This window comes from Bacillus rugosus (assembly GCF_023238245.1).
Taxonomy (GTDB): Bacteria; Bacillota; Bacilli; order Bacillales; family Bacillaceae; genus Bacillus; species Bacillus rugosus.
On record NZ_CP096590.1, the window covers coordinates 2,248,313 to 2,260,938 of the forward strand.

12 protein-coding genes are annotated in these 12,626 nt (G+C 45.2%); all 12 read right to left on the reverse strand.

What is annotated here, in order from left to right; all coding sequences use genetic code 11:
- Positions 1-246: 246 nt before the first annotated feature.
- The 12 genes from aroA to aroC all read right to left on the reverse strand — a co-directional run bounded on the left by aroA (position 247) and on the right by aroC (position 12,570).
- Complete coding sequence (aroA, locus tag M0696_RS11160; RefSeq protein ID WP_166851368.1) at positions 247-1,533, reverse strand: 3-phosphoshikimate 1-carboxyvinyltransferase; 1,287 nt, start codon at positions 1,531-1,533, stop codon at positions 247-249.
- 11 nt (positions 1,534-1,544) lie between these two features.
- Entirely contained in the window at positions 1,545-2,660 is a 1,116-nt protein-coding gene (locus M0696_RS11165; protein WP_222143066.1) for a prephenate dehydrogenase, read from the reverse strand.
- Positions 2,661-2,708: 48 nt separating this feature from the next.
- Positions 2,709-3,791 (reverse strand): histidinol-phosphate transaminase, encoded by a 1,083-nt coding sequence (gene hisC / locus M0696_RS11170; protein WP_222143067.1) that lies wholly within the window; start codon positions 3,789-3,791, stop codon positions 2,709-2,711.
- 11 nt (positions 3,792-3,802) lie between these two features.
- Positions 3,803-4,606 (reverse strand): tryptophan synthase subunit alpha, encoded by an 804-nt coding sequence (trpA, locus tag M0696_RS11175; RefSeq protein ID WP_166851359.1) that lies wholly within the window; start codon positions 4,604-4,606, stop codon positions 3,803-3,805.
- Complete coding sequence (gene trpB / locus M0696_RS11180) at positions 4,599-5,801, reverse strand: tryptophan synthase subunit beta (RefSeq protein WP_166851356.1); 1,203 nt, start codon at positions 5,799-5,801, stop codon at positions 4,599-4,601. Before trpB ends, trpA begins: the two co-directional genes overlap by 8 nt.
- Entirely contained in the window at positions 5,782-6,429 is a 648-nt protein-coding gene (locus M0696_RS11185; protein ID WP_222143068.1) for a phosphoribosylanthranilate isomerase, read from the reverse strand. Before M0696_RS11185 ends, trpB begins: the two co-directional genes overlap by 20 nt.
- 4 nt (positions 6,430-6,433) lie before the next feature.
- A complete protein-coding gene (trpC, locus tag M0696_RS11190) occupies positions 6,434-7,186 on the reverse strand; it encodes an indole-3-glycerol phosphate synthase TrpC (RefSeq protein WP_222143069.1) in 753 nt (250 codons plus the stop codon).
- Complete coding sequence (gene trpD / locus M0696_RS11195; protein WP_222143070.1) at positions 7,179-8,195, reverse strand: anthranilate phosphoribosyltransferase; 1,017 nt, start codon at positions 8,193-8,195, stop codon at positions 7,179-7,181. The genes trpC and trpD overlap by 8 nt, the downstream gene beginning before the upstream one ends.
- Positions 8,167-9,714, reverse strand: a complete 1,548-nt coding sequence (gene trpE, locus M0696_RS11200; RefSeq protein ID WP_222143071.1) for an anthranilate synthase component I — start codon at positions 9,712-9,714, stop codon at positions 8,167-8,169. Before trpE ends, trpD begins: the two co-directional genes overlap by 29 nt.
- Positions 9,715-9,929: 215 nt before the next feature.
- Positions 9,930-10,313, reverse strand: a complete 384-nt coding sequence (aroH, locus tag M0696_RS11205; protein ID WP_019258756.1) for a chorismate mutase — start codon at positions 10,311-10,313, stop codon at positions 9,930-9,932.
- Entirely contained in the window at positions 10,310-11,398 is a 1,089-nt protein-coding gene (gene aroB, locus M0696_RS11210) for a 3-dehydroquinate synthase (protein ID WP_222143072.1), read from the reverse strand. The genes aroH and aroB overlap by 4 nt, the downstream gene beginning before the upstream one ends.
- Positions 11,398-12,570 carry a chorismate synthase gene (gene aroC / locus M0696_RS11215; protein WP_222143073.1) on the reverse strand — a complete coding sequence of 391 codons (1,173 nt, stop codon included), beginning with the start codon at positions 12,568-12,570 and terminating at the stop codon, positions 11,398-11,400. Before aroC ends, aroB begins: the two co-directional genes overlap by 1 nt.
- Positions 12,571-12,626 lie beyond the last annotated feature (56 nt).

Genomic DNA, 12,626 nt, shown 5'->3' on the forward strand with positions numbered 1-12,626 from the left:
CCCGGCAAATAAGATGCTTGCTGTACGGCAGGGAATTATTGAGTCTTATTAGTTTACCAAAAGTTCTTGAGATAGAAAATGAAAAAAAGGAAGATCGCCCTCTGTACAGTAAAGCAGCTCTTTGACCTGCCAAGCGCATCCCCCCCTTTTCGTTTTTCTTTTCCCTCTATAAGACAAGCTATGTTTTCTTGTCTTAGATTATGATTCTCACGGGCAATCTGCACAAAAAATCCTGAAGCAAAAACTTCAGGATTTGTTTGATAGCTTATTTAAATGCTCGAAGAAGGTCGGATAAGAAACGTGAATAGCCTCTGTCTGCTCTATTTTAATTGGCTCCTCCGTTATACAGGAAGCGATACCAAGCATCATTCCGATCCGATGATCCCCATGACTGAACACTGTTGCGCCGCCTTTCAGTGTTTGCTTGCCATAAACCTTCATTCCATCTGCTGTCGGTTCAATCTCAGCACCTAGCTTACGAAGCTCAGAAACCACGGTGTCAATGCGGTTTGTTTCTTTTACTTTCAGCTCAGCCGCATCCTTAATAACGGTGGTTCCTTCCGCCTGAGTCGCAAGAAGCGCAATGATAGGGATTTCATCAATTAAACGCGGAATGATATCTCCTCCGATTTCAATCGCTTTTAGAGATGACGTTTCTATGACCAAATCTCCATAAGGCTCTGCACTGCTGTCAGCAGACGGTTTGACTTCAAGTTTTGCCCCCATGTTTTGAAGGACGTCAATGATACCGGTCCGAGTCGGATTTAAACCTACGTTTTTTAATACAATCTTGCTGTTTGGAACCATTGCACCCGCAGCAAGGAAAAACGCCGCTGAAGAAATATCTCCAGGCACAAAAATATCTGCAGCGGTCAGTTTCTGGCCTCCTACAATGGAAACGCTTGTTTGATCTTCAGAAAGCTTAACGCCAAAAGCAGAAAGCATCCGCTCAGTATGGTCCCGAGATTTATGAGGCTCTGTGACGGTTGTTGTGCCCTCAGCCTGTAATCCAGCCAGCAAAACAGCAGATTTAATTTGCGCACTTGCAACAGGTGATACATAATCAATCCCTTTTAATGAAGCGCCGCTCACTGACAGCGGTGTAAATTCTCCGCCGGCTCTGCCGTCGATTTTAGCCCCCATTTGCTTCAAAGGCTCAGTTACACGTTTCATTGGGCGCTTCGCAATGCTCTCATCTCCGGCTACCGCGCTGTAAAAAGGACGGCCCGCCAAAATGCCGAGCATGAGGCGAATCGTTGTACCTGAATTTCCGACATCTAAAAGGCTTTCTGGCTCACTCAGGGAATCGATTCCTTTTCCGTGAATCACTACATCGCTGCCATTTTGCTCAATTTGAACACCCATTTTTCTAAAGCAATCGATTGTGCTCAGACAATCCGCTCCCGGCAAAAAGTTTTTAACAGTTGTTGTGCCTTTCGCTAGCGCGCCAAACATGACGGAGCGATGGGAAATGGATTTATCGCCGGGAATGTGTATTTCTCCGTTTAAGGCCTGCACCTTTTCTCTTTTCATTATTTTCCACCTCAATCAGCATAAAAAGTTTCATATTCCGCCCGGGCTTCAATACATTGTTCTGCCCGTTTGCGGTCGGCATCAGACTGAAAACTGATCCTTAAAATCCCATTAATATCTTCTCGTGTTTCAATAATGCGGATATTCGTGATACTGATGCGCTCCGCAGCTAAGATAGCTGTTATCTCGGAAATCACACCCGGATGATCGGGAACATCCACGTATAAATCGTAAAATGCAGGTATCGCGCCCTTCTGCCGAAGCGGCAGCCCATCGCGATAATCCTTGGCCATTTTAAAATAACGAAATAGATTTTCCGCATCTTCTTGTTCTACATATGTCCGGATCGTTTCAATTTCATGAATCCACTCATCAAAACGGTCCAAGATTTTATCTTTATTATGTAATAGAATATCCCGCCACATTGCCGGGCTGCTCGATGCAATCCTTGTAATATCCCTGAACCCGCCCGCAGCAAAACGCTTAACAAGCGGATAAAGCTCTTCCGAATGATGGGTTTGATGAACAAGGCTTGCTGCGACAATATGCGGAAAATGGCTGATCACGCTTGTAACGCCATCATGCTCTTCTGGTGACATTTCAACAAAATGGGCATTCGTCCCTTTCAGCAGGTTTTTCAATTGTTCTACCGCTTGTCTGTCTGTTTTCTGGCCCGGTGTTAAAATATAAAATGCATTTTCAAACAGGAATTCCTTCGCAGCGGCCACTCCTGATTTATGTGAACCCGCCATCGGATGCCCTCCGACAAATTGATAGCGGCCAGGCAGCACTTGCTCAGCGTACTGAACCACTTTTTGCTTTGTGCTTCCTACATCGGTAATCAAAAGCTCATGTTCAATTCCTGAATGAGCCAGCTCATCAAGCATAAGCAGGGTTTGCTCGACAGGTGTTGCAATGATTACTGTAGCTGCCTCTTTTGCACCGCTAATAAACGAATCAGCACGCTCGTCTATCACACCTAACTTTAATGCGGCTACTATCTGTTCATCAGAGATGTCGATTCCGATAATCCGTTTGCCGGGATGCTCTTTTTTGATCGCTAACGCAATTGAACCGCCTATCAATCCGAGACCGGCGAGCAATATTGTATCTTTCATTCGATTCATACGTCATCACCTGGTTTATAGACTAAAGAGGTGATATTTGATCACCTCTTATAAAATTTCAGCTAAAATTGCAAGAATTTCTTCATTTTGCTCTTTTGTTCCGATCGTAATCCGGAGTGATGTCGGGAAACCCAATGCATTTCCCGACCGGACAATATAGCCTTTTTCCAGCAGAGCCTGAAACAGTTCATCGGCCGGACGGTTAAAGTCAATTAACACAAAGTTTGTCTGTGAAGGGTAGCACTTTAAACCATGAGTCTTCGCAAAATCATAATATTGCTGAAGGCCTGCATTATTTTGCTCGACACAGGAAGCAATAAACGCTTGATCATCGAGCGCTGCAATCGCCGCAGCCTGACCTAGACGACTCGTGTTAAATGGCTCTCTTGCCGGCTCAATCTGGCGAATCAGGTTCTCGTCAGCAATTCCGTATCCGACTCTGAGCGCTGCCAGACCGTAAGCCTTTGAAAATGTGCGCAAAATCATCAGATTGGAATACTTGTTTAAGAGCGGCACGGTTTCCGGATAATCCTCTGCTGTTACATATTCATAATATGCTTCGTCAAGAACAACAAGGACACCAGAAGGAACTCGTTCCAGAAATGCGAGTAATTCCCCTTCTGATGTATAAGTGCCAGTCGGGTTATTCGGGCTGCATATCCAAACAACTTGTGTCTGTTCGTCGATTGCTTCGAGCATGGCGTCTAAATCATGTGAGCCGTCAGGACGAAGTGCAATTTCACGAACTTCAGCGCCTTCAATGACCGCATTGTGTTTATATTGCGGAAAAGTGGGGGCAGCAGTAATCGTGTTGGTTTTATCGTTTAAAAATGCCCGGCAGATGATCTGAATGATTTCATCTGATCCGTTTCCGAAAATAAGTGATGTTTCGCTGACATTGAGGTGCTCACTGAGCCTTGTCCGCAAAGCAGCGCTATACCCGTCCGGGTAAAGGGCAAGCTGTTGAATCTCATGATGAAGCGCCTCTTTTGCAGCTTCTGAACAGCCGTACGGATTCTCATTTGAAGCAAGCTTCACAACTTTATCCAAGCCATATTCTAATTTCACTGCTTCGATCGGCTTTCCAGGCTGATAAGGCTTCAGCTGTTTTAAATGTTCTTTGATACGCAAATCCAGTCACCTCATTTTAAACTGTACAAGCCGCCAAACGCCGTTGCGTAATCTTTAAACTCCTGCAGCGCTCGATCTCTCGTTTCAGCGCTGATGAGCCGGTCCTTTAGCTCTTCTATTTTTCTGACGAGCGCACTTCCCACTACGACACCGTCACAAATTTCATTCATCTTCATGACCTGTTCGCGGTTTGATATACCGAACCCTACAGCAACCGGAACAGTGCTGAGATCCTTCACTGTCCGGATGAACGGGTACACGGATGAATTGAACTCATGGCGGACACCGGTCACACCTAGAGAAGATACACAGTAGACGAAGCCCTCGGCTTGTTCAATAATGGTTTTCAAACGGCTTTCGCTTGTCGGCGCAACCAAAGAAATATACGTCACTTCATGGCTTTTGCATTCCGCTTGAAGGCTGGCGCTTTCTTCTAACGGCAAATCCGGCACAAGCAGACCGTCAATATGATTTTCCCGCAGTAAAGCGAAAAAGTATTCTTTGTTCAATTGTAACACAGGATTATAATACGTAAAGAGGATAATCGGAATATTCACGCCGTTTTTTTTCATTTCTCCGCCTAATTCGATTGCCTTTACGATATTCATTCCATGATCAAGTGCCCGCTTTGAAGCCCGCTGGATCACCGGACCATCTGCAAGCGGGTCTGAGTATGCGACACCAAGCTCCAGTGCCGTGGCGCCTGCTTTTTGGAGAGACTTCGCTAGTTTAACCGAAACCTCAGGCGATGGATCTCCCGCCGTAATAAATGGGATAAACAATTTTTCTGATGGTTGAAGATCTAATTTAAACATGCGCTTTCACCTCTTCTTCCAATACATTCATTAATGTGTTGACATCCTTATCTCCCCGTCCTGATAAACAGACAAGAATGGTTTGATCGCGATCCATCTCTTTAGCGAGTTTGAATGCTTTTGCTAACGCATGGGCAGATTCGATTGCCGGCAAAATCCCCTCTTTTTCTGACAAGAGTTTTAATGCATCCACCGCTTCTTCATCTGTAATACTGTCATAAGTGACACGGCCGCTCTTATGCAAATAAGCGTGCTCCGGACCGATTCCAGGATAGTCGAGTCCTGCTGAAATGGAGTAAGGCTCAATAATTTGCCCGAACTCATCTTGAATGAGATAAGTCAATGAACCGTGAATAACGCCTACGGTTCCTTTCGTAATAGTAGCGGCATGAAGAGGAGTATCAATTCCTTTTCCGGCTGCTTCAGCGCCGATCAGTTCAACATCTTCATCTAAAAACGCCTGAAACATGCCCATCGCATTGCTTCCTCCGCCTACACACGCCACTACTTTATCAGGCAGAGCGCCATTAATGCTTTTCAGCTGATTCTTTGCTTCCTCTCCGATCATTTTTTGAAATTCACGAACCACTTGCGGATAAGGGTGCGGTCCGACAACTGATCCAATCATGTAAAAATGATCCTCGCAATGTTGAACCCAATACCGAATCGCTTCATTTGTGGCATCCTTCAACGTGCCGTTTCCGCTCGTTACAGGCACAACTTCCGCTCCAAGAAGCTTCATGCGGAAAACGTTCAGAGACTGGCGGGCAACATCCTCCTCGCCCATAAACACGGTACAGGAAAAGCCGAATTTGGCTGCGACTGTCGCAGCAGCAACGCCGTGTTGACCTGCACCGGTTTCAGCAATGATTTTCGTTTTTCCCATTTTCTTAGCGAGCAGCGCTTGACCTAACGCATTATTGATTTTATGAGACCCTGTATGGTTCAAATCTTCCCGTTTCAAATAAATTTTCGCGCCGCCGAAATACTCAGTAACTCGATCAGCGAATGTGAGTGCAGTCGGCCTGCCGGAATAATCATTTAACAGCTTGTAATATTCATTACGAAAAACAGGATCATCTTTGATCTCTTTAAATGCGGTTTCAATTTCTTCTAACGGCTGCATCAGTGTTTCCGGAACAAACTTCCCGCCAAAATCGCCGTACCTGCCTATTTCATTCGGATATGGATACATATCGGTTCATCCTTTCTTCTAAAAGCCTCATCAGATTCTGATCTTTTTTCCCGTGTTTTTCGATTCCGCTGGCAAGGTCAATTCCTGCCGGCTGATATTTCAATAGGTCTGTGACAGTGTCGGGATTCACGCCGCCTGCGATAAAAAAACGTTTGCCTATAGCAGCCTGCTGGTATTCCGGCACACAGTCCCAAGAAAAAGAAACACCAGTGCCGCCTCTTGCTCCTTTTACAGACGAATCAATCACAAAGCCGTCCACATTATCTTTAAAGTGGGCTATTTCTCGAGTTGTGTTCTCATGATGGTGAAGCGCCTTCCATATTTCACAATCTGTCAGCATGCGAAGCGCATCGGCATCCGCAGGTTCCTCATCACCGTGAAGCTGAATGACGTCGAGATTCAAGTCTTCGGCAATGCGTGAGATCGTCTCTATCGATTCATTAACAAAAACCCCTGCAACCTGTTTTTCGACACGAACTTGACTCAGCCACTTTTTCACATTTTGCGGAGATACTTTTCGTTTGCTTTCAGCAAAAATAAAGCCCAGATAATCAGCCTGTGAGTCCGCTGCAAGCTGCAAATCCTGCAGTGACCGTATGCCGCAATATTTTAATGCCGGCTTCTTCACATCCTCACTCTCCAAACAAAGCATGGATTGCTTTTTGCTGTGATGTTTGTCTCATCAATGATTCACCGATAAGCACAGCTCGTGCTCCATGTTCTTTGACAAATGTTAAATGTTCTAAAGAACCGATTCCGCTTTCGCTGACAAGCAGTGATTCTTTTGGAGCAAGAGAAGCGATTTGTTCTGTCTGTTTGATAGAGGTTTCAAATGTTTTTAGGTTTCGATTGTTTATGCCGAGAATAGCAGGCGTAAATACTTTCAAAATTTGTTCAAGCGTTGTTGGATCATGAACCTCTACTAACACGTCCATCTCCTTTTCACCTGCTTCAAGATATAATTCATGAAGATGTAAGGGATCTAGCACTTCGCCGATTAACAATATGGCATCAGCTCCGATTCTTTTCGATTCCTCCACTTGAAGAGAATCAATAATAAAATCTTTTCTGAGTACAGGGATCGAAACAGCGCATTTCACGTCTGATAAATAGCTGTTTTTCCCTTGAAAAAACGGGGTGTCTGTTAAAACGGAAAGCGCATCTGCCTGCGCAGTTTCATAGTCTTTTGCAATCTGCACAGGGACAAAATCCTCTTTAATAAGCCCTTTTGACGGTGACGCTTTCTTCACTTCGGCAATCAATCCGATAAACCGATTCGGACTTGACAGTGCCTCTTTAAATGAACGTTTTTCGAAAGGCTGCTCTTCCGGCAGTACCAGTGTTTTTACTTCTTCTTTCTTTTGTTTGATGATATTTTCAAGCATAGATCTCTTCCTCTTTCTGCTTTAGTCGTTCAAGCTGCGCAGCAGCGCCTCCGCTTGTAATCGTCTCTAACGCGAGCTCCGTACCTTCCTTCAGTGAGGCGGTTATCCCCGCCGTGTATATCGCAGCCCCTGCATTAAAAGCAGTAATAGATAAAGCGGAACTGCTGCTTTTATTTTCAAAAATATTCTGAATGAGACAGGCACTCTCTTTCGGTGACTGCACTTGTAAATCTTCAATTCTGCCATTTGTAAAACCGAAATCTTCGGGTGAAACGGTGTATTCCCTGCGCTCTCCGCCCTTTAATTCAATCACATCAGTTGGTGCTGTAATTGAAAGCTCATCTAAACCGTCGCGGCTGGATACGAACAGGACATGCTTCGGCTGAAACGTTTCCAGTGCGCTTGCCATCAGTCCCGCTTTTTCAGCGGAATAGACCCCGATCACCTGACGCTTCGCCTGCAAAGGATTGCTGAGCGGTCCGAGCAGATTAAATACCGTTCTGAAGCCTAGTTCCTTTCTAGTAGCCGCTACATGTTTCATAGACGAATGATAAAGCGGCGCAAAAAGAAATCCCATGTTGTTTGTTTCAATGCTGCTTTTGACCTTTTCGGGAGTGGTTTGAATTGGAACCTCTAGCTCCTCTAAAACATCAGCGCTTCCGCTTTTAGAAGAGACAGAGCGATTGCCGTGCTTAGCAATTTTCGCACCGGCTGCTGAGGCAACAATTGCAGATGCCGTTGAGATATTAAAAGTGGAAATACCGTCTCCTCCGGTTCCGCATGTATCTACAACATCAGGAAGTCCATCTACTGTAAGAGCGCGCGCCCGCATCGCCTTCACAAAGCCCGCAAGCTCTTCTGGCGTCTCCCCCCGATGAGCAAGAATAGACAATATACCGCCCATTTCAGAAGGAGCCATTTCCGCTGTCATCATCATATTCATCAGCGCTTCTGCCTCTCTGGCAGTGAGTGTTTTTCCGTCAACGCACAATTGTAGAAATTTGTTCATCGCCTTTATCCTCCTTGCTATGGAACATGTCTTCTGCAATATGAATCGTTTTCAGCAGCGCACCGGCTTTATTACAGCTTTCTTCGTATTCGGCTTCCGGAACAGAATCCGCAACAATTCCAGCACCTGCCTGTATCGATGCAACACCGTCCTTTACGCTCATCGTGCGAATCGTAATACAAGAGTCGATATTACCGTCAAATCCGATGTAGGCGATACAGCCGCCGTATGTCTCTCTCGGTGTTGGCTCGAGCTCTTGCAAAAGCTGCATGGCACGGATTTTGGGAGCACCTGTTAAAGTTCCCGCCGGGAAAGCGGACATCAGTGCATCGACAGGATGAACCCCTTCCTGCAATCGGCCTGTAACCACCGAAATAATGTGCATGACATGCGAAAAGGAGACAATTTTTGTGAACTCCGGCACAGAAACAGATCCATACTCTGCTACTCTGCCGATATCGTTCCGGGCAAGATCAACGAGCATGTAGTGCTCCGCTTTTTCTTTTTCATCCTTCATCAGCTCAACTTTGAGTTTTTCATCCTCCTCTTTGTCTGCGCCTCGTTTTCTCGTACCCGCAATTGGATGGATTTCCAAGTGACCGTCCTTAACGTGAATTAACCGTTCCGGAGAACTGCCGACTATTTCTCTGTCTTGGAGTTTCATATAATACATATAAGGAGAAGGATTGACGATCCTAAGCACTCGGTATAACTCAAAGGCATCTGATTTTATCGGGATCTCAAATTTTTGTGACAGAACGCCTTGGAAGATATCGCCCGCTTTTATATATTCTTTGATTTTTTCTACATCAGCCATAAAAGCGGATTTTTCATAATTAGAAGATACTGTCTCAAAGCTGGGTGTCTTATATGAATCAGCAGAGAGAAACAACTCTTTTATGTTTTTTTGACCCATCATTTTTTCAATGATATCTTGAAGTTCTTGATGATTTTGATGAAACACATCGTTTTTTTCGTTTTCGGTCTCCTGTCCATTGAGCCTTGCATATTGGATAAAGTGGACGTTTTTGGTTTCATGATCGTACGCAATTAATGTCCGGCAAACAAACAGCATACACTTTTCCATTCCTGTTTCTTTTGTATGCGGAGGAACAGAAGGCTCAATCAGCGGGATCATATCATAGCTTAAGTACCCGACAGCTCCGCCGACAAAAGGAATGTCTAGCTCTGGCGTTTTGATGTTGTACATGGTATTCATCCAATTCAGAACTTCTTTAAGTTCATTTCCTGTGTAAAGAGATCTGCCAGCCTGATCTGTAGCTGTAAAACGGCTCTGCTCTTCTTTAATCGTAAGGAATGGATTTAGGCCGATAAACGAATATCTTGACCAATTGGATGTATCATCCTTGCTTTCAAGAAGATACGTAATCTCCCTGTCGAGCTTCTCTATCATTTGAATGGGTGTCATCGTATCGACTGTGAAGGTCTCCACAATCGGTATGGTGTGGTAGGACAAGCTGTCCTGTAAAAACGCAGAAATGTTGGATTGGAAATTCATTGCTCTCACTCCTTATGGCAAGGAGAATGAGAAGATGGCATGAGAGGATAAAACATTATATAACAAATAAACCCAAAAGAAAGGCTTCTTTTGGGTAGAATAAACATACATGTCTCAGCTCAACTACACTCATTCTCTGCTACCCTATTCTCTAACTCAACTCATTCAATCGCTTTATACACACTCTTGTGTATTTCTAAGCTGTTCTCATCGTATTACAATTCAGTATTTTTTGTCAATGATAAATCAGGTCTTAATACTACGGCTTTTTCTAGGTATACATGTCTGATCTGATCCTGAGGAACATCAGTTTGGACAGTCATCATCACTCTGATGCACTTTTTCAGGCCGCCGGTTACATCCATTTCCTGCATACAGGTTACCGGCACATACTGCCACCCTGAAAGCTCACGAACGGCTTTTGCCGGGAAAACGGAGTGCAAATCAGGTGTCGCCGAGAGAAGCATTTGAACAACATCTTCAGGTTTTGTTTTGTTTTCTTCTATGATTTTCTCTAACAGCTGTTTTGTTTTTTGTAAAATTTCTTCTTCAGTATCCCTTTCAACTGTAGTTGCTCCGCGAATTCCGCGAATCATCATGATGTCTCCTCCAATCGCCATTTGTTCAGCCAGCTCTCAAGTTCATTTCTGGAAAATGTGTGATCAGCAACTTTTCCTAATTCTTTAAGCACGATAAATTGAATCTTTCCGCCGCGGGTTTTCTTATCATTCATCATACGGTCCAATAGAACCGATGTTTCCGTCTCTTTTTTAATTCGACTTGGATAGCCGAGACTTTTTAGCCAGCTGACCAAACGTTTCCTGTCCATTTTACAGCCCGCTGTCTTTTCGCTTATATATAAAGCAAACTGCATCCCGAGGGCCACGGCATCACCGTGGGTGATCTGTCCGTATCCATATTCCGCCTCAACGGCATGACCGAGCGTATGTCCGAAGTTTAAGTAAGCTCTGATCCCCGCTTCTTTTTCATCCTGCTGAACGACAGACGCTTTAATTGCAATGCCTTTAAAAATCATGTCATTCAGCTGATCACTGGTGATATCGCGCAGTGAGCGGGTATTCAGCAGCTCTTCCAGAAACGCTCTGTCATAGATAAAAGCGTGTTTAATCACTTCTGCCATTCCGGACCGAAGCTCTTTTTCGGGCAGAGAACGCAGGAAGTCTGTATCGTAGAGCACGGCCTTCGGCTGATAAAACGCACCAATTAAATTTTTTCCGAGCGGATGGTTCACAGCTACTTTTCCTCCGACTGCGCTGTCATGCGCCAAAAGCGTTGTAGGCATTTGGATGAAATCAATGCCACGCATAAAAGTGGCAGCCACAAAACCGGCAAGATCTCCTACAACACCGCCACCGAACGCGATGATGCATGAGGAGCGATCCATATGAAAACGAATCGCTTCACTCTGCAGTTTTGTGTACATGTCCATGGACTTCGCCTGCTCTCCGCTCGGCACCGTCACTTTTTTCACAGGCCATTTTTCTTGCAGCAAATGAAGCATTTCATCACCATACAGGCGGTCTACCTCTTCATCCGTGACAAGCATAATCCGCGTTAAAGGCCTGTTTAGAGAGTTTAATAGTTCGCAAGCCTCTTTTCTGATGCCTTGTCCGATAAAAACAGGATACGACGAGGAAGCGGTTTGAACATCCAGTGTTTTCATTAAAATTCCCTCGACAGTTTTCTCATATTCTCCACATTTTCTCTAATGCGGTCGATTTGATCTAAGCCGAATTGTTCAACGACTGCGTTCGCAATTTCCCATGCGACAGCCGCTTCAGCTACTACACTTGCCGCAGGCACGGCACAGCTGTCTGAACGTTCAATGCTGGCAGAAAACGGTTCTTTCGTTTCAATATCCACACTTTTCAGCGGTTTATACAAAGTCGGAATCGGCTTCATGACTCCGCGAACAACAATCGGCATTCCTGTCGTCATGCCGCCTTCCAGTCCTCCGAGTCTGTTTGTAGCGCGGGTATATCCCTTTTCCTCGTCCCAAATGATCTCGTCATGGACTTCGCTTCCATTTCTTCCGGCTGCTTCAAAGCCGATGCCGAATTCCACACCTTTAAATGCGTTAATTGACAGCACAGCAGCAGCAAGCTTGCTGTCCAGCTTGCGGTCATAATGGACGTAGCTGCCCACGCCTACCGGCATTCCCTCGACAACGACTTCTACAATTCCGCCGATGGAATCGCCGTTTGCCTTCGCTTCATCGATGGCAGCCATCATTTTTTTGCCCGCTTCTTCATCGTAGCATCTTACTGGAGACTCCTCCGTTACACGCTGCAGGTCTTCAATTGACGTATATTCTGTTTTTTCAGCTTTAACTGCGCCTATTTGCAATACGTGACCTGCCACCTTAATGCCAAGCTCAGAAAGAATCTTTTTAGCGACAGCTCCTGCCGCCACTCTGACAGTTGTTTCCCTTGCTGAAGAGCGCTCAAGCACATTTCTCATATCACGGTGATTATATTTAATCGCACCGTTTAAGTCAGCGTGCCCAGGTCTTGGTCTGGAGATTTGGCGCTTCATTTCCTTTTCTTCATCTTCTGTAATCGGAGCGGCGCCCATGATTTTAGTCCAATGCTTCCAATCGTTATTTTCAACTACGAGAGCAATTGGTGAACCGAGTGTACGTGCATGGCGCACCCCGCTCATAATTTTGGCCTGGTCTTTTTCAATCTGCATGCGGCGCCCGCGGCCGTGGCCTTTTTGGCGTCTGGCAAGCTCAAAATTGATATCTTCCTCCGTTATGTAAAGCCCGGCAGGCACACCTTCAATAATGGTTGTCAGTTGGGGGCCGTGTGATTCTCCGGCTGTTAAATATCTCATGACTTCTTCTCCCTTCATCGCATTAACGCTTTTAAGTAAAACTACTATAACATATT